15 protein-coding genes are annotated in these 17,621 nt (G+C 41.7%); 8 read left to right on the top strand and 7 right to left on the bottom strand.

Going from position 1 to position 17,621, the window contains the following annotated elements:
* Positions 1 to 39 precede the first annotated feature (39 nt).
* On the top strand, positions 40 to 1,584 hold the full coding sequence (gene gpmI, locus DS737_RS14825) for a 2,3-bisphosphoglycerate-independent phosphoglycerate mutase (RefSeq protein WP_008942248.1): 1,545 nt from the start codon (positions 40 to 42) through the stop codon (positions 1,582 to 1,584).
* A 9-nt stretch (positions 1,585 to 1,593) separates the two neighbouring features.
* Complete coding sequence (locus DS737_RS14820; protein WP_113997843.1) at positions 1,594 to 2,760, top strand: S41 family peptidase; 1,167 nt, start codon at positions 1,594 to 1,596, stop codon at positions 2,758 to 2,760.
* Positions 2,761 to 2,800: 40 nt separating this feature from the next.
* On the opposite strand, the gene DS737_RS14815 is transcribed toward DS737_RS14820, so the two are convergent.
* Genes DS737_RS14815 through gacA form a run of 3 tightly spaced genes read right to left on the bottom strand, consistent with a single transcriptional unit; the run spans position 2,801 to position 6,473 of the window.
* On the bottom strand, positions 2,801 to 4,231 hold the full coding sequence (locus tag DS737_RS14815; protein WP_113997842.1) for a sigma-54-dependent transcriptional regulator: 1,431 nt from the start codon (positions 4,229 to 4,231) through the stop codon (positions 2,801 to 2,803).
* Positions 4,232 to 4,253: 22 nt separating this feature from the next.
* Positions 4,254 to 5,819 carry a sensor histidine kinase gene (locus DS737_RS14810; RefSeq protein ID WP_113997841.1) on the bottom strand — a complete coding sequence of 522 codons (1,566 nt, stop codon included), beginning with the start codon at positions 5,817 to 5,819 and terminating at the stop codon, positions 4,254 to 4,256.
* Positions 5,820 to 5,837: 18 nt separating this feature from the next.
* On the bottom strand, positions 5,838 to 6,473 hold the full coding sequence (gacA, locus tag DS737_RS14805) for a response regulator transcription factor GacA (RefSeq protein WP_005083960.1): 636 nt from the start codon (positions 6,471 to 6,473) through the stop codon (positions 5,838 to 5,840).
* 210 nt (positions 6,474 to 6,683) lie between these two features.
* On the opposite strand from gacA, the gene pbpG reads away from it, so the two are divergent.
* Positions 6,684 to 7,748, top strand: coding sequence for a D-alanyl-D-alanine endopeptidase PBP7/8 (gene pbpG, locus DS737_RS14800; RefSeq protein ID WP_004637598.1), 1,065 nt, complete (start codon positions 6,684 to 6,686; stop codon positions 7,746 to 7,748).
* A gap of 59 nt (positions 7,749 to 7,807) precedes the next feature.
* Here pbpG and thrC read toward each other — a convergent pair whose 3' ends face one another.
* The 4 genes from thrC to xerD form a co-directional block, all read right to left on the bottom strand.
* On the bottom strand, positions 7,808 to 8,947 hold the full coding sequence (thrC, locus tag DS737_RS14795) for a threonine synthase (protein WP_004637599.1): 1,140 nt from the start codon (positions 8,945 to 8,947) through the stop codon (positions 7,808 to 7,810).
* Positions 8,948 to 9,005: 58 nt separating this feature from the next.
* Positions 9,006 to 10,307, bottom strand: coding sequence for a homoserine dehydrogenase (locus tag DS737_RS14790; protein ID WP_026056262.1), 1,302 nt, complete (start codon positions 10,305 to 10,307; stop codon positions 9,006 to 9,008).
* A 131-nt stretch (positions 10,308 to 10,438) separates the two neighbouring features.
* Positions 10,439 to 11,254 (bottom strand): DsbC family protein, encoded by an 816-nt coding sequence (locus DS737_RS14785; protein ID WP_026057273.1) that lies wholly within the window; start codon positions 11,252 to 11,254, stop codon positions 10,439 to 10,441.
* Positions 11,255 to 11,386: 132 nt separating this feature from the next.
* A complete protein-coding gene (xerD, locus tag DS737_RS14780; RefSeq protein ID WP_008942252.1) occupies positions 11,387 to 12,307 on the bottom strand; it encodes a site-specific tyrosine recombinase XerD in 921 nt (306 codons plus the stop codon).
* A 150-nt stretch (positions 12,308 to 12,457) separates the two neighbouring features.
* On the opposite strand from xerD, the gene DS737_RS14775 reads away from it, so the two are divergent.
* The 5 genes from DS737_RS14775 to ftsW all read left to right on the top strand — a co-directional run bounded on the left by DS737_RS14775 (position 12,458) and on the right by ftsW (position 17,569).
* The gene (locus DS737_RS14775) at positions 12,458 to 12,718 is read left to right on the top strand and encodes a FeoA family protein (RefSeq protein WP_017394530.1); all 261 of its coding nucleotides are present in this window, start codon (positions 12,458 to 12,460) and stop codon (positions 12,716 to 12,718) included.
* Positions 12,715 to 14,568, top strand: a complete 1,854-nt coding sequence (feoB, locus tag DS737_RS14770) for a ferrous iron transporter B (RefSeq protein ID WP_004637604.1) — start codon at positions 12,715 to 12,717, stop codon at positions 14,566 to 14,568. Before DS737_RS14775 ends, feoB begins: the two co-directional genes overlap by 4 nt.
* Before the next feature lie 12 nt (positions 14,569 to 14,580).
* The gene (locus DS737_RS14765; protein WP_004637605.1) at positions 14,581 to 14,832 is read left to right on the top strand and encodes a DUF6587 family protein; all 252 of its coding nucleotides are present in this window, start codon (positions 14,581 to 14,583) and stop codon (positions 14,830 to 14,832) included.
* Positions 14,833 to 15,006: 174 nt separating this feature from the next.
* Positions 15,007 to 16,365, top strand: coding sequence for a UDP-N-acetylmuramoyl-L-alanine--D-glutamate ligase (murD, locus tag DS737_RS14760; RefSeq protein WP_113997840.1), 1,359 nt, complete (start codon positions 15,007 to 15,009; stop codon positions 16,363 to 16,365).
* A gap of 10 nt (positions 16,366 to 16,375) precedes the next feature.
* Positions 16,376 to 17,569, top strand: a complete 1,194-nt coding sequence (ftsW, locus tag DS737_RS14755; RefSeq protein ID WP_005087921.1) for a putative lipid II flippase FtsW — start codon at positions 16,376 to 16,378, stop codon at positions 17,567 to 17,569.
* Positions 17,570 to 17,621: the final 52 nt, after the last annotated feature.

The following is a 17,621-nucleotide window of genomic DNA, read 5'->3' as shown; positions in this document are numbered from 1 at the left end:
ACTATGCCGATCAAATGATAGACAAACAGAGAGTCCATTATGACGGATGCAAATGCTGGCAAAATTCCTCACGTTCTTGTAATTATGGATGGTGTAGGACATCGTGAAGCAGTTGAAGATAATGCGTATTTAGCTGCGCAAACCCCAAATTTGACTGCGATGAAAGCCAAGCATCCGAATAGTTTAATTTCTGGCTCTGGAGAAGATGTTGGTCTTCCTGATGGGCAAATGGGTAACTCTGAAGTGGGGCATATGAATCTTGGTGCTGGTCGCGTGCTATATCAAGATTTTACTCGTATTACAAAAGATATCCGTACAGGGGATTTCTTTGAGCATGAAGTATTGGTCGATGCGGTTGAGAAAGCCAAGGCCGCCAATGGTGCAGTTCATGTGATGGGCCTACTTTCAGAGGGTGGTGTACATTCACATGAAGATCATATCGTTGCGATGTGTGAGCTTGCACTAAAACGTGGGGCAACAGTGTATTTACATGCATTCCTTGATGGGCGTGATACACCGCCACGTAGTGCTCAACCCTCATTAGAAAAATTAGATGCTTTATTTGCTCAATACCCAAATCAAGGACGTATTGTGTCAATGATTGGTCGCTATTTTGCTATGGATCGTGACAATCGTTGGAATCGTGTCGAAGAAGCTTACCGTTTGATGACCGAAGGTGAGGCTGTTCGTGTGGCAAACTCAGCAGTTGAAGGGCTAGAACAGGCCTATGCTGCTGAAGAAAATGACGAATTTGTCAAAGCAACACGTATCGGCGAGATTGTTAAAGTACAAGATGGCGATAGCCTCGTATTTATGAACTTCCGTGCCGATCGGGCACGGGAAATTACGCGTGCCTTTGTGGAAAAAGATTTTGCGGGTTTCGAACGTAAGGTTGTGCCGAATTTATCAAAATTCGTCATGTTGACACGTTATCAAGCCAGTATTGATGCACCAATTGCGTATATGCCAGAAGAATTAAAAAATTCGATTGGTGAATATTTATCGAGCTTAGGTAAGACCCAATTGCGTATTGCTGAAACTGAAAAATATGCACATGTGACTTTCTTCTTTAGCGGTGGACGTGAAGATGAGTATGTGGGCGAGAAGCGGATTTTGATTCCGTCTCCGAATGTTGCGACCTACGATTTAAAACCTGAAATGAGTGCGATTGAAGTGACGGATGAATTGGTCAATGCAATTAACTCAGGCGAATTTGATCTATTGGTGGTGAATTATGCCAATGGAGATATGGTTGGGCATACAGGTGTGTTTGATGCCGCGGTAAAAGCAGTAGAAACAGTCGATACCTGCCTCGGACGTGTTTATGATGCGGTGATGGCAAACAAAGGGCATATGTTAATTACGGCGGATCATGGTAATGTAGAGCAAATGCAAGACTATGACAGCGGTCAAGTACATACTCAGCATACAACTGAACTTGTTCCATTTATTTATGTTGGCCCTACTCAAGCAACCATTGCTGAAGGTGGTGTATTGGCAGATGTTGCACCAACATTATTACATTTGATGAATATCCCTGTACCGCAAGAGATGCAAGGAAAAAATCTAATTACTTTACAATAAGGTGAAAGAATGACCCCACGCAACAACATTTATCGCGCTGTATTTGCCAGTTTGTTGTTGTGTTGGGGGCATACGCTTGTTGCTGCACCATTATCGGGATGGGGGGAGAATCCACCATCCCGAAGTGCTGAAGTACCAATAGAATCAATTCAACAGTTTGTGCAGATCTATGGCATTGTCCGAGACAATTATGTTGAAAAAAAATCAGATGATGCATTATTTCAGCAATCGATCAAAGGTCTAGTCAGTGGCTTAGATCCCTATTCACGCTATCTGTCAGCTGAAGAATATCGTCAATTGATCCAATATACGGAAGGCGACTTAGCTTCAGTTGATTTCAATCTAGGTTTTGATCAGCATAGCAAATTATGGAAAGTTCAAGATCTCAAAACAGGGTCGGATTCAAATAAGTTAGGTCTAAAAAATGGACAGGCGCTTCTTAAAATTGATAATCAAGAATTAAAAAGTTTAAATCAAGATCAAGTACAAGGTTTGCTGTATGGTTCGATTGGTAGCACAGTACAGATATTACCAGAGAACACCACAAGTACTGTGATTTTGGTGAGAAATAAAAAAGTAGAAACAGATATCGAGCCAGTATTGCTATCTAATCAAGTGCTAGTGCTTAAAGTTAAAGTTTTTCAACAAGATACAGCTAATGAGATTAAGCGACTAATTGAAGAATTTGGTTCACCAAGATTAAAAGCAGTGGTCTTGGACTTAAGAAATAATCCAGGTGGTCTCCTTTCTGCTGCGGTTGAATCTGCGGACTTATTTTTAAATCAGGGCTTGATTGTTACCACAAAGAGTCGTTCTGAAGGTGATCAACAATTTCAAGCTTTGCCATCGAAGGAGTTTCAAAATCTGAAACTAGGCGTGTTGATTAATCGGCGTTCAGCTTCGGCAGCGGAAGTTTTTGCAGCCGCCTTAAAAGAGCATAAACGTGCATGGGTTGTTGGGGAAACCAGTTATGGCAAGGGCGTGGTGCAAAAGCTATTTCCGCTACCCAATGGCGCTGCTTTGCAAATGACGGTTTCACATTATTACACCCCCAATGGTTTAATGATTGAGGGGCAAGGAATTCAGCCGAATCAGAGCTATGCTTTGCAGCCAGAAATGAAAGAGGAATATTACTTAGATCATATTTCAGATTTAGTGCTAAAAAGCAGACTTTAGAACTAAAAAAACCTCGATCCATAGATCGAGGTTTTTTTAGTTAGGTGTCATCTTCTTCAGTATCTAATCCGAATTTTTTCAAACGATAACGCAAAGAACGGAAGGTCATCCCGAGTTTCTTCGCGGCGAGCGTTCGATTCCAATGGGTTAGATTTAATGCATTAAGTAGCACTTCTTTTTCAATATTTTCTAAATAACGCTCTAAACCTTCAGGTGGAAGTTTTTTCGAACTTGTGCTTGGGCTGGTGTATTGTGGCTGCTCAACTTCTTCTTGGCTATAAGATGGCGCTGATGGCATTGAAATTGGACTGCGTAATGGCGCTGTTTGTAAGTGCGCTAGATCAATCGCTTCATCATCGCTGAGCGTGATTGCACGTTCAATAATATTGCGTAGTTCGCGCACATTACCAGGAAAATATTGTTGTAATAAAAATTGCTCTGCACGAGACGATAACGTCTTGGCAGGCAGTTCCCATTCTTGGCAAATTCTTTGGATAAAATGATTCGCTAATAACAGGATGTCCTGTCCACGTTCACGTAATGGTGGGAGTACAATATCCATAACGTGGATACGGAAAAATAAATCCTGTCGGAATCGTCCTTGCTGAACCAGTAGCTCAAGATCTTGGTGACTGGCACTAATCACACGGAAATCGACATCAATTTCTTGGTCTGAGCCTACAGGGCGGATTTTCTTTTCTTGCACTGCACGCAATAATTTTACTTGCATGTTGAGTGGCAGTTCAGCGATTTCATCGAGAAATAAACTACCGCCATGTGCTGATAAAATTAAACCTTGTTTATCTTGGGTCGCCCCAGTGAAACTGCCTTTTTTGTGCCCGAAAAGCTCGCTTTCCATCAGTTCTGTTGGAATTGCACCGCAGTTTATGGCAATAAAAGGCCCTTCACTACGATTACTTAAGCGGTGAACCAAGTTGGCAACAACTTCTTTTCCAGTTCCCGACTCCCCGGTGATAAAGACAGGCGCTTGTGATCGCGCGATTTTCTTTAATGCAATGCGCAGTTGTTGAATCGGCGCAGAACGTCCAATCAGGAGTTTATTTTCTAAGGCTGTTTCAGCCGCTTCTTGCTCAGGTCGTGGTCGATTCAATGCTTTTTGAATCAATTGATCCAAATGCACTTGGTTGACTGGTTTGCTAACGAAGTCAAATGCCCCAGCTTTTAATGCTGCAATCGCAATGTCCATATTGCCATAGGCTGTCAGCACAGCGATCGGAGTATTTGGGTAATTTTGGGTGACATGTTGGACGAGATCTAAACCGTTGCCGTCTGGAAGATTTAAATCAGTTAAACATGCATCATATTGAAATTCAGTAAAGAATTTTTTTGCTTGCTCTACACGATAAGCCAAATGTGTCTTAATTCCCATACGCGCAAGTGTCATTTGCATGAGAAGACACAAGTCCTCTTCGTCGTCTACGAGCAAGACGAGTGGTTGTTTAGTTGCCATTTCCCCGAAAAACCTAATCTAATCAATTAATTATTGAGCATTCAATCCTGAAGCATGCTCCTTGTTGTCGCTCTACATAAGTGAGCTTTGCATGATTCGCCTCACAGAAACTATGAGACAAATACAATCCTAAACCAGTTCCTTTGATTTCGGTACTAAAAAATGGTTTAAACAGTTGAGAAAGGTCTCTTTTTGCTACCCCTAAACCAAAATCGATAACATCAATTCGAACTTTAGTCTCTTCAGCGTGTACTTTAATTTCGATATAAGGTATATCCGATGCGTTGTGTCTTAATGCATTTCTCACCAAATTAATCAGCACTTGGCGCAACTGTTTGTCATCAAATAAGATTTGAATATTTTCTGAAAGCTCTAATTGGATCATGTGTTTGACATCGACTAGATCCTCTTCAAATAAACTTTCAAAGAACTCCATAAGATGAATATTTTGTGGTTCGGTCGGTTTATTGCGTGCCATTGCCAAAGTATCTTCTACAATCCGATCGATACGTTTTGCTTGTTTACGAATCATACGAGAGAGCATTTGTTGTTGATGCGCATCGCTTTCATTAAAAAGCTCATTGGCTTGCACAATCGCGGCTAAAGGATTGCGAATTTCATGTGCAATACTGGCAGAAAGTTGACCAAGTGCCGCTAGTTTGAGTTGTTGTACACGCTGAGTTAATTTCTGAGCATCTTTGAGAATTAATAAAACTAATGCTTGTTCAGGTACGACCAAATGTTTGACACGTACATGGACGGTATACAAACTTTGTTGTGACTCAAAAGTGAACTCTTCACCATCTTCTAGGTCGCTGAATTTGATCAGTTCAAATAGATCGGGTTGCCATTTGATTAAGGGCGTTTTTTCATGGGAAACAGGTAAATGAATACCTAATAATGTATTGGCAGCAGGATTGGTTAAAACAATATGATTACTTTCATCTAAAACCAGATATCCATCCTCAATTTGCTCCAAGATATAACGGTTAATGTTTTGGAGTTGATGAATTTCAATGGATTGATGAAAAGTAAGCGCTTCTAAAATTTTAAAACGCTGTACTGCAATACGCCCTATGGCATATACCACCAAGAATAAAAATACCAACAGCAGGCTATTACTGAGATGGTTTAAATTGTTGTAGTCAAATAAATTTCCCAGAAAACGCTGATACACAATCATGATAACAGCGAGCAGCGTTACCACTAGAGAAAGCTGAGCATTCAATAAAATTGCCGAGGCAAAAATAATAATGACATAAAGCAAACTGAGCTGTAAGTTTGGCCCGCCTGTTGCAAAGGTAATGGTACTTAAACAGATGACATCGACAAGAAAGATCGCAATCAGCTGTTTATTCACGTGGGTCGGAAATAATTTAAGAAATAAAAGCTGACTGACATTTAATGCAATATAGACAATCAGCGTATATGAATACAATGTTGGGTAAAGATAATTGGTGGTCAGTTGCTCAGCAGTTAACAAGAAAATGAGCAATAGGCATACGGAAATAATGAGGCGATATCCGCTATACCACATCCCAAGCTGGTAAATGGTTTGTGACACCGAAGATGCAACTTTTCCCAACATAGGCAATTCACAACGGTTTTAAGGTTTGATCAGTCCATAACGAATCGCAAGATGGGTCAGTTTGACATCACTGTCAATTGCCAATTTCTCAAAAATACGATAACGGTAGGTATTTACAGTTTTTACACTAACAAAAAGTTTATCAGCAATCTCTTGAGCACTTATACAGTTTACAACCATCATTGCCACTTGCATCTCACGTTCAGACAATGCATCAAAAGGAGATTGTTGTGTATCAGATAAATATGAGCTGGCAAGCTGTTCAGCAATATCAGCACTGAAATATTTACCACCGAGCATGACTTTATTAATGGCTCGAACCATTTCAGCAATCGGTGCGCCTTTGGTGATATAGCCTTTTGCACCTGCTTTTAAAAGTAATGATGGGTAGGGTTCTTCAGCCAAACCGCTCACCGCAATGACTTTGGTATCAGGTGCGGTTTGTAACAAACGTCTTGTGGTTTCAACACCACCAATACCCGGCATGTTGACATCGAGCAGAACAACTTGAGGATGTTTCTGACGGACTAAAGCAATTGCTTCTTCGCCAGACTCAGCTTGTCCTACAACCTCAACATCGGGGTGGTCTTCTAACATACGACAAATACCAGTGCGTACGAGTTCATGATCATCAACAACGAGAACAGTGATCAAGAAGACCTCCTTTTTATCAAAAAATTGGTTTTTTGTTACATAAAGCAAAATTAGCTTGCAATGAAATGACAAAATTAGCAATGCTATTCTTCATTTTTAGAGAATAGTTGTACACAATTGTGTCTATAAAAGCTTTACCCAATATGCTCAAATGTAAGGCATAATGATAGTAAGCGCAAATGTGCAGCACCTTGAGTTGAGTATTGTGTCGTGAAAAATGCTAAAAAATCTGTCATGCATGTATTAGGCATGTCAATCTTGTTGGCGTGGAGTTCAACAAGTTTTGCTGAGTTAGTGGTCAATAATAATTCAGCAATTTCGGGTAATAATGGTTCAGCCTCAATGAGCTGGTCGGCGAATGACGCCAGTCAATTGATGAATGATGATGAGCCATTAGATTTGAGCCCAGTAGGTTCGACTTCGGTGACCACAACGTTACGTAGTGGTGGTTCAGCGACGATTACCTCTTCGACCTCACCTCAACAAAGCGTGCAGATCCGTGACACGGTGGGCTATAGTAGTCAACCTTCAGTCAATGCACGTGCGGCATTGGTGATGGATGCTCAAACAGGTGAAGTATTATTTAGTAAAAATACCAACACAGCGCTACCTATTGCTTCGATTACTAAAGTGATGACTGCTGTTGTCACCGCAGATGCTCGTTTGAATATGTCTGAAGAAGTGACTTTGCAACAGATCGATTTTGCAGGAGCAGGTGGCAAGAACTCTAGTTCTACACTACGCGCTGGCGATAGTATGAATCGCGCTGAACTTTTGTTATTTGCTTTGATGAAATCTGAAAATCCAGCAGCAGCTGCATTGGCTCGTACATACCCAGGTGGGCGTACGGCTTTCTATGCAGCAATGAACAGTAAAGCTAAACAACTGGGTATGACTGCGACACATTTTATTGAGTCTACGGGTTTGCATCCAGGCAATGTTTCTTCGGCACGTGACTTGGGCATTTTAGTCAGTGCAGCTTCACAGTATGGTTTGATTCGTCAATTCTCAACCACACCGACCTATGATTTCAATTTAGGTTATCGTGTATTGAAATCAAATAACACCAATGCTTTGGTTCGCAACGGTGGATGGAATATTAACCTTTCTAAAACAGGTTATATCAACGAAGCTGGACGTTGTGTCGTGATGCATACTACAGTCAATTCGCGCCCTGCAGTTGTGGTGCTATTGGGTGCACCAAGTACTCAAGCACGTAATAGCGATGCAACTAACTTATTGACCTGGTTAAATACTCTACCAAAACGCGTTTAAGCTTTTTCAACGCATAAAAAAACCAGTTGCAGGCAACTGGTTTTTTTATCAACTCTATTTTACATATTTGAAAGGATAGAGTCTTTAACTTGATCCATTGTTGCATCGATTGACAACATAACGGCATCAGCACACTGCTTGATTGCTGTGTCAGGATCTTTTAGACCATTACCTGTCACTGTGCATACGATCACAGAACCTTCAGCAATTTTACCTGCTTTGATATCGCGAATCGCACCACCAATAGAAGCTGCTGAAGCTGGCTCAACAAATACACCTTCATACATAGAAAGCAAGCGCTGAGCTTCTAAGATCTCGCTGTCTTGAAGTTCATCAAACCAGCCTTTAGAGTCACGTACGACGGCTTTTGCATGGTTCCAGCTTTGTGGGTTACCAATACGGATTGCTGTTGCAACTGTTTCAGGGCTTTCAACTGGCGCACCACGAAGGAATGGTGCAGCACCTGATGCTTGATAACCGACCATCGTTGGTAAGCCTTCTGGTTTTGGACCAGTAAATTGATCTGTTGCAGCATCATAGATCACTTGTTCAAACTGATCAGCCGGTTGGTTTGCGACAGCTTCTGTATAACCCATCCAGTGTGCAGTGATATTACCTGCGTTACCTACTGGCAAGCAGTGGTAATCAGGTGCGCGACCTAAAGCTTCAACGATTTCATAAGCAATGGTTTTTTGACCTTGTAAGCGGTATGGATTGATTGAATTCACAATCGTTACAGGTGCTTGATCTGCTACTTCTTTTACAAGACGCATACCATCATCGAAATTACCACGAATTTGCATAGTAATCGCGCCGTACATCATGGCCTGTGCCATTTTCCCCATTGCAATCTTGCCTTCAGGGATTAAAACAAAAGCCTTGATTCCTGCACGTGCTGCATAGGCAGCAGCTGCGGCTGAAGTATTTCCGGTAGAAGCACAGATAATTGCCTTTGAACCTTCTTCGACTGCTTTGGTCACCGCCATCGTCATACCACGATCTTTAAATGAACCCGTTGGGTTAAGCCCTTCGTACTTCACATAAATTTCTACGTTTTTGCCAATCAGACGTGGAATATTCTCTAATTTAATTAGAGGTGTGTTTCCTTCACCTAGAGAAATAGCACGTGTAGTTGCAGACACAGGTAAACGGTCACGATAACGATCAACAAGACCAGTATAACGATTGGCATTCGACATGATGGTGTTCCAATATGAGGTAGAGCGGGGTGAGGGAAGGCATTTTCCCTCAACCTGATTAACTATCGAGCGATTCTAAACGAATTCTCACAATTTCGCCATGAATTGCAGGCAAAGCTTGAATTTGTGCAAGTGCTTCATCCATTTTTGATTCAACAATTGGATCGGTTAAAATCACAATTGGGATGAGATCTTTAAGACGAGACTGTTGCATGATGGCATCAATACTAATCCCTGCACGACTTAAGATCGCCGTAACATCAGCCAAGACACCTGTTTGATCTTCGGCATTCAAACGAATGTAATATCCAGTCGTCATTTCTTCACGACTGAGAATCGGCATATCGGTGAGTGCTTCAAATGCAAGTTGTGGAATTGTTCCAGCGCCATCTTCTGTGTAAGAAATATCACGTACAATATCAATGACATCTGCAACTACAGCAGAAGCTGTAGGCCCTGCGCCCGCACCCGCACCATAATACAAGGTTGGACCGACAGCATTGGCTTGAACCAAAACAGCATTTTTAACGCCATTGACGTTAGCAATCAGTTCTTCTGCAGGAATTAGAGTTGGGTGTACGCGTAACTCAATACCTTTTTCAGCGCGACGTGCAATTCCCAAATGTTTGATACGGAAACCAAGCTCTTCGGCATACTTGACATCTTGTGCCGTAATTTTGCTGATACCTTCGGTATACACCTTGTCAAACTGAAGTGGGATACCAAATGCACAAGACGCTAAGATAGTAAGCTTATGTGCTGCATCGATGCCCTCGACATCAAAGGTTGGATCTGCTTCTGCATAACCAAGTTGTTGGGCTTCAGCAAGGACATCCGCAAAGGCACGACCTTTCTCACGCATTTCTGTGAGAATAAAGTTACCTGTGCCGTTAATAATTCCTGCCAGCCATTCGATATGGTTTGCTGCTAGGCCTTCACGAATCACTTTAATAATTGGGATACCACCAGCTACAGCAGCTTCATAAGCGATTTGTACGGCGTTATCTTCAGCAGCTTTAAAAAGTTCATTACCATGTTCTGCAAGTAATGCTTTATTCGCTGTTACCACCTGTTTACCATGTTTGATGGCTTCCATGATGATTTCATAAGCAGGGTGAATTCCACCCATCACTTCAACAACGACATCCACATCAGGTTGGCGTACGATTGCCATCAGGTCATCGCTTTGCTGAATTCCTTCTAGTTGTAGATCTGGACGTGGACGGCGAGTGCCTACGTGTGTAATTTGAATTTCTCGACCGGTACGGCGTTTAATTTCAGCAGCATTTTCTTGTAGTAGTTTAAGGGCTCCACCACCAACAGTACCAAGACCGAGTATCGCCAGACGAACTGGTTTCACGTCACACTCCATTTTATTCAATCATTTTAATGAAGCTTGATCATAGCTAAAAAAATGCGCAGACACTAGGGCTAAGATCATCTTTAATCTGTCGCCCAAGTCGTTCAATTTTTGAATGCTAGAAGCATTGGTTATTTGTTTAAACGTTGAACGATTTCATCAGCCGTCATATAACCACCTAAGTACTCACCTTCAACGTTATAAATCGCTGGTGTGCCATTTACGCCCATACTAAGTCCCAACTGATATTGATCTCGGACAGGGTTTTTACACTCGGCTGAGGCAACAGGTTGATCTTGGATTGCTTGCTCAAACGCTGCTTTGCGATCAGTGCTACACCAAATGGCTTGCATGGTCGGCATGAATTGTTCACCACGTGGCCATGCGATATAGCGGACTTCGATGCCTTTGGCTGTGATTTCCGGAATTTGTTCATGTAAGCGATGGCAGTAAGGGCAGCTTGAATCGGTGAAAACGTAGACGATATGTTTGGCTTTTCCGCTTTTGGCTGGATAGACAATCAAATCTTCGGTTTTTAAGGTTGCGAGATGCTTTTTATTTTCTACAGCTTGCAATGCATCGCCGACATTGTGCAATTGTTTATCACCTAAGCGAATAACATCACCTTGGATAATGTATTGACCATCACTCGTTGCATAGACAGAGCCCATGCCATCAAGATTGACCCAAAACAAATTAGGGACTTCGGTTTTTTGTACGGCGATGATTTTAGCGTTAATTTTGGCAGCTTTGAAATGTTTGTCTAAAGTCGAGATTAGTCGTTGTTGTGCATTACGTTCATTTAATGTTGAAGCCTCGCCCGTTGCTGGCGTACTTGCTGTCAGCGTATCTTGTTTTGGGGTCGCGTTATCTTTTGAGCAAGCACCTAATATTAATGTTGATGCCAATGTACAAGCCAGTACTAATCTAGACCGAGTAAACACCATAAAGAACCTTTTTTTCATACTGTATTTATAAACTCGCTCAAGCATATCAAAAAAATGCAATAACATCGTTAAATCTTGCATCGTGTCTGTGAATATGTTGCAGTTTATTTTTAGTGTTAAGCAACAGACATATTAACCTCTCGGATGATATTGATGATGCAAGGCTTGCATTCGATGCTGAGCAACATGGGTATAAATCTGAGTGGTAGAAAGATCACTGTGTCCGAGTAGCATTTGAACGACACGTAAGTCCGCCCCATGATTGAGTAAATGTGTCGCAAATGCATGTCGTAAGGTATGGGGGGAGAGCTCTGCTTGAATATTGGCTTGCAGCGCATAACGTTTAATTGCATACCAAAAATTTTGGCGGCTCATAATTCCGCCATGCTGAGTTAAAAACAAATAATCCGTATTGCTCTTATATAACTGAGGGCGAGATTCTGCTAAATATTTTTCGATCCAATCACAGGCATATTGCCCTAGTGGAACGAGACGTTCTTTATTGCCTTTGCCTGTAATACGCACAAACCCTTGTTTTAAGTTGATCAACTCTAAACGTAGATTGAGTAATTCTGATACACGTAATCCACAAGCATAGAGAACTTCAAACATTGCACGATCACGTAAGCCTAGCGTTGTGCTGATATCTGGTGCATTGATTAAGGCCTCAACATCTTGTTCAGATAGATCTTTGGGTAATGCACGACCAATTTTAGGTGAGTGGTGTGAGGCAACAGGGTTATCTTCTCTTAATTTTTGCTCGCGTAAGAATTTATAAAATTGGCGTAGGGCAGATAGGCAGCGTGCGATTGAACGAGGACTTTTCCCTGCTTTGGTTAACTCAATTAAAACATCACCGATATCCTCACTAGACCACTGCGGTAGTGAAGCTGTTCGATGTAACTCGCTGCATTGAATCAAATCAGATAAATAAGCATTACGTGTATGAGGGCTTACAGTTTGTGCAACTAAATAATCACGAAAACCCTGCAAAAAACTTAAATTTTCTGGGATAGAAACGGCAGTAGGAATACGTGGTTTTTTATTTAACATAATTGAATAAATTGAGGTTCTCTGTTGGCACTGTAAAAGAAAAAAAACATATTGTCGATCTGTGAATTGGGTAAATGCCATTGAGATTGCTTTTGGTAATTATTCTCATTTGTCTGTATACTTGGTGAAAACGGTTTATGGTGAAATGTGGTGCGTTTATCAGCATTAAAAGTCAAGCAAACAGCGATGATTACCAAAGTTAATCGCTTAGTCGATGATACGGAACAGACAGACCTTGTAGCTGTTCGTTTAGAGAGTCTAGGCTTTGTGCCAGGTACACAAGTACAGGTGATTACCAAAGGTATTTTTGGTGGTGACCCGATCCTGATCCAGATAGGTTTTACGCGATTTGCATTGCGTAAAGCTGAAGCCGATAAAATAGAAATTCAACTTGAAGGAGCACCTGCATGAGTGATGCGTTACGTGTTGCCCTTGTGGGAAATCCGAACTGTGGTAAAACTTCATTATTCAACCATTTAACAGGAACACGCCAAAAAGTTGCCAACTACGCGGGAGTGACAGTTGAGCGTAAGGTTGGGCATTTTCAACTTCCTTCTGGGAAGAATGTTCGAGTGCTAGATTTGCCGGGCACTTATAGCTTAAAAGCAACTAGCCCAGATGAAGAAATTACCCGTGATGTTTGCCAAGGTAAAATTGCAGAAGAAGGTCATCAAGATGCTTTCTTATGTGTTGTAGATGCGACTAACTTGAAATTGCATCTGGGTTTGGTCTTAGAAGTGATCGAGCTTGGACGTCCTGTTTTAGTGATATTGAATATGATGGATGAAGCGCGACGTCGTGGCATTCAAATCAATACACAAAAACTGTCGGAACGTTTGGGTGTTCCTGTAGTGGAAACTGTTGCTGTTCGCCGTGCAGGTGTCGAAAATCTATTGCATGCCCTTGATCAAGGTAACTACAGCATTCCAAAAACTGAATTGAGCGGTTTGACGGGTGATCATCATCAAAAAATCGAAGTGATTTTTAACGATGTGGTTAAATTTGTTGATCAGGAAGATCAGCGCACCAATTTCCTCGACAAAATTTTTCTACATCCAGTGCTTGGTTTGTTGAGCTTAGCAGTCATGATGTTTGTGGTTTTCCAAGCTGTTTTTGCTTGGGCCGCACCATTTATGGATGGGATTGAAGAATTTTTTGCTTGGGCCGGAGAGATTCTAGGCGATCATATTAGTCAACCTTTGCTCAATAGTTTAGTGGTTGATGGGATTATTGCTGGAGCAGGGAGTGTTCTAGTTTTCTTGCCACAAATTCTGATTCTGTTTTTCTTTATTTTAGTATTGGAAGAATCGGGTTATTTACCTCGCGCAGCCTTCTTGTTAGATAAACTGATGTTTAAAGCAGGGCTGAGTGGGCGTGCATTTATTCCTTTGCTTTCAAGTTTTGCTTGTGCAGTGCCAGGCATTATGGCGACCCGAAGTATTAGTGATCCACGTGATCGTTTTACCACGATTATGGTTGCGCCATTGATGACTTGTTCGGCGCGTTTACCTGTGTATGCGTTATTGATTGCTGCTTTTATCCCAAGTCAAACCGTATGGGGGATTTTTAATCTGCAAGGTTTGGTATTATTTGGTTTGTATATGGCAGGGATCATCAGTGCTTTATGTGTTGCCTTTGTGACGAAATTTTTGCAGAAAGATAAGTCACAGCATGCATTATTGTTGGAGTTGCCAAGTTATCGTATTCCTAACTTCAAAAGTGTAGCGATCGGCCTATTAGATCGCGCCAAAATTTTCTTAAAGCGTGTGGGTGGAATTATTTTCGCTCTTTCGATTCTATTGTGGTTCTTATGTACTTTCCCTCAAGCACCTGAGGACGCAACGCGTGCTGCAATTGATTATAGCTTTGCGGGAATGATTGGGCATTTGTTACAACCAATTTTTGCTCCACTTGGCTTTAATTGGCAAATCGTCGTTGCATTGATTCCTGCAATGGCGGCACGTGAAGTTGTGGTGGCTGCGTTGGGAACCGTATATGCATTGTCTGGTGTGGATGATGATGCGATTGCCGATGGTCTGGCGAATTTAATTAGTGCCGATGGATCAGGTTGGTCACTTGCAACAGGATTATCGTTATTGGTTTGGTTTATCTATGCTCCACATTGCTTAGCCACTCTAGCGACTGTACGCCGTGAAACAGGTTCTTGGCAGCATGTGGGTGTGATGACCGCTTATCTGTTTGGGTTGGCTTATTTGATGTCTTTCTTTACCTATCAAATTGCATCTCGCATTTGGGGTTGATTGGAGTGCCTTATGTTTGAATACCTGATTGTCGCTGTATTGGTACTGTGGAGCACTATCGTTGTATTTAAGAAAGTGTTTCCTCAAACAGCAAATTCAGCGTTTAATGCTTTATCAAACTTGTGCCAACGTTTGGGTTGGCAGCGTTTAGCAACATGGTTAAAGCCTAAAATGGCTGTAGGCTGTGGTGGAGGTTGTGGTTGTTCAACTGATGAAGCAGACAGTAAAAAGGCAGCGCCAATACAAACTGTCAAATGGCGTTAAAAAATAAGAATTGCCCATATTAAGATATGGGCAATTTTTTTTGCAACTTTAATGTGTTGAGCTTTTACGCACTGACACAAAAAAGAGTGAATAAAACTAAAACTGAAAAAGCATTTAAAACAGTAAAGTGCTAACATTTTTGCCATTCCGTGATCCGTAACAAATGGGGCAAAAATGTTAATACAACGTGGTGGATTAAAAGTTGTGGCTGGCTTGGGTATTTCAGGCGTATCAGCAGTAAACTTTCTGCATGAACAAGGCTACCAAGTTGCAGTCACGGACTCCAGAGAAACACCGCCAGGATGTGATCAAATTCCTGAAAACATTAAAAAAAGCTTTGGAAAGCTAGATCTAGATCTATTGCTACAAGCTGAAGAAATTATTTTAAGTCCGGGATTGGCACCCCAACTGCCAGAGATCCAACAAGCACTTGAAAAAGGCATTCCAGTTGTTAGCGATATCCAATTATTACGTCGTGCAACAGATGTCCCAATTGTTGCAATTACTGGATCTAATGCCAAAAGTACAGTTACAACTTTATTTGGCTTGATGGCAAAGGATGCAGGAAAAAAAGTGGCTGTAGGTGGTAATTTAGGTCGCCCAGCACTAGATTTACTCAAAGATCAGCCTGAACTCATTGTGTTGGAGTTATCTAGCTTTCAGTTAGAAACGACCTCACATTTGAATGCGGAAGTGGCCGTGTTGTTGAATATGAGTGAGGATCATCTAGATCGTCATGGCGATATGCTCGGCTACCATAAAGCAAAACATCGTATCTTCCAAGGTGTGAAAAAGGTGGTATATAACCGTGATGACAGTTTAAGTCGTCCCCTCGTTCCTGATGTCACACCGATGCAGAGTTTTGGTTTAAATGCACCTGACATGAATCAATATGGTGTACTTCGTGAAGCTGATGGGAGCATGTGGCTAGCCCGTGGTCGTGAACGTTTAATCAAAACCTCAGATTTGTATATTCAAGGAATGCACAATGTTGCAAATGCCTTGGCATGTTTAGCGTTAGGTGAGGCGATTGGTTTACCAACGCAATCGATGTTGGAAACATTACAACAATTTAAAGGATTAGAGCATCGCTGTGAATATGTACAGACGGTTGATCAGGTGCGTTACTACAATGATTCTAAAGGCACCAATGTTGGCGCAACACTCGCGGCAATAGAGGGACTGGGTGCTGCAATCGAAGCAAAACATGGCAAATTGGCACTGATTTTAGGTGGTCAGGGTAAAGGGCAGGATTTTAAGCCTTTGCGTAATGCGATACAGAAATACGTTAAAACTGTTATTTTGATCGGTGAGGATGCTGCCATGATTGAGCAAGCCCTACACAATACAACCCTGATTCAGCATGCGAGTAGCTTGAAGCAGGCGGTCGATATTGCCCATCAGGCAACACAAGCTGAAGATGTGGTTTTGCTTTCACCTGCATGTGCAAGTTTTGATATGTTTAAAAGTTATAATGACCGTGGTCATCAATTCGTGGCATGTGTGCATGCCTTGAATGGTAATAAAAATTAGGAATAGAATTATGGCGGATTTAGCCCAAAACACGGCGCAAAAAATTTCGCAATTATTGAGTCGTTTACCAAAACTTCCAGCAGAAATGACGGCGCGAAATATTCTTATTTTTTGCGTGATTTGTTTATTGTGCTTTGGTTCAGTGATGGTGGCATCTGCTTCGATGCCTTATGCAGAGTATATTCATGAAAATCCATTTTACTTTCTAATCCGTCACGGCATTTCTATTTGTGTGGCTGGTATCGTGGCTTTTCTAACGTATCGAATATCGCTCAATCTATGGTTTAAGAATGCCTTTTTATTGTGGTTGATCACGATTTTATTATTGCTAGCGGTTTTGGTGATTGGTACAGAGGTCAATGGTGCGCATCGCTGGATCAAGGTCGGCGGTTTTACTATACAACCAACGGAGATTGCCAAAATTGTTATGGCAATTTTTACGGCAGATTATGTGGTTCGCCGTGCTAAAGAAGTACGTACACATTGGAAAGGACTGCTACGTCTAAGTGGTGTGATGGCGTTAACGGTAGGATTCATCGTTGCTGAACCTGATTTGGGGGCAACGGTGGTGATTGTCTTGATGATGGTGGGTGTCTTCTTTTTGGCAGGCGCACCAGCGACCCAGTTTTTAATCATGTTGGGTGCGATTCTCGCTGGCATCAGTGCGTTGATTATCTTCGAACCGTTCCGTTTTCAGCGATTGATTTCATTTACTAACCCTTGGGCTGATCCTTTGGGTGTTGGATATCAGTTGTCTAATGCTTTGATGGCTTTTGGGCGTGGGGAATGGTTTGGAACGGGTTTAGGACATAGTGTGCAAAAACTGTCTTATTTACCTGAAGCACATACGGATTTTATGTTGGCGGTATTGGGTGAGGAGTTTGGTTTTGTTGGTGTAACCTCAGTGATGATTTTGTCATTCACCATGCTTGCATGCTGTATCAAAATTGGACACCGTGCATTACAGCATAACTACCTACGTGCGGGTTATTTGGCTTATGGAATTAGCATTATTTTCTTACTGCAAATTTTGGTTAATGCAGGTATGAATATGGGCCTTATGCCAACCAAAGGTTTGACATTGCCGTTCATTAGTTATGGTGGGACATCTTTAATGATGTGTGCAGCGATGATTAGTTTGATTCTAAAAATTGATGCCTCGACTCAAGAGCATAATCCTGTCAAAGAAGAGTCGAACTTCTAGTTGTTCTGAGCTAGGATTGAAACTAGAAAGCCCTTAATGCGAATAAGGGCTT

This window comes from Acinetobacter haemolyticus (assembly GCF_003323815.1).
GTDB lineage: Bacteria > Pseudomonadota > Gammaproteobacteria > Pseudomonadales > Moraxellaceae > Acinetobacter > Acinetobacter haemolyticus.
Note: the sequence above shows the minus strand (reverse complement) of the source record. Positions and strands in the feature narration are given on the sequence as shown.

What these genes read in the sequence shown, in the direction of transcription:
- gpmI (WP_008942248.1), top strand. Translation starts at nt 40, where the DNA reads ATGACGGATGCAAATGCTGGCAAAATTCCTCACGTTCTTGTAATTATG.
- DS737_RS14820 (WP_113997843.1), top strand. Translation starts at nt 1,594, where the DNA reads ATGACCCCACGCAACAACATTTATCGCGCTGTATTTGCCAGTTTGTTG.
- DS737_RS14815 (WP_113997842.1), bottom strand. Translation starts at nt 4,231, where the DNA reads ATGGCAACTAAACAACCACTCGTCTTGCTCGTAGACGACGAAGAGGAC.
- DS737_RS14810 (WP_113997841.1), bottom strand. Translation starts at nt 5,819, where the DNA reads ATGTTGGGAAAAGTTGCATCTTCGGTGTCACAAACCATTTACCAGCTT.
- thrC (WP_004637599.1), bottom strand. Translation starts at nt 8,947, where the DNA reads ATGTCGAATGCCAATCGTTATACTGGTCTTGTTGATCGTTATCGTGAC.
- DS737_RS14785 (WP_026057273.1), bottom strand. Translation starts at nt 11,254, where the DNA reads ATGGTGTTTACTCGGTCTAGATTAGTACTGGCTTGTACATTGGCATCA.
- xerD (WP_008942252.1), bottom strand. Translation starts at nt 12,307, where the DNA reads ATGTTAAATAAAAAACCACGTATTCCTACTGCCGTTTCTATCCCAGAA.
- feoB (WP_004637604.1), top strand. Translation starts at nt 12,715, where the DNA reads ATGAGTGATGCGTTACGTGTTGCCCTTGTGGGAAATCCGAACTGTGGT.
- DS737_RS14765 (WP_004637605.1), top strand. Translation starts at nt 14,581, where the DNA reads ATGTTTGAATACCTGATTGTCGCTGTATTGGTACTGTGGAGCACTATC.
- murD (WP_113997840.1), top strand. Translation starts at nt 15,007, where the DNA reads ATGTTAATACAACGTGGTGGATTAAAAGTTGTGGCTGGCTTGGGTATT.
- ftsW (WP_005087921.1), top strand. Translation starts at nt 16,376, where the DNA reads ATGGCGGATTTAGCCCAAAACACGGCGCAAAAAATTTCGCAATTATTG.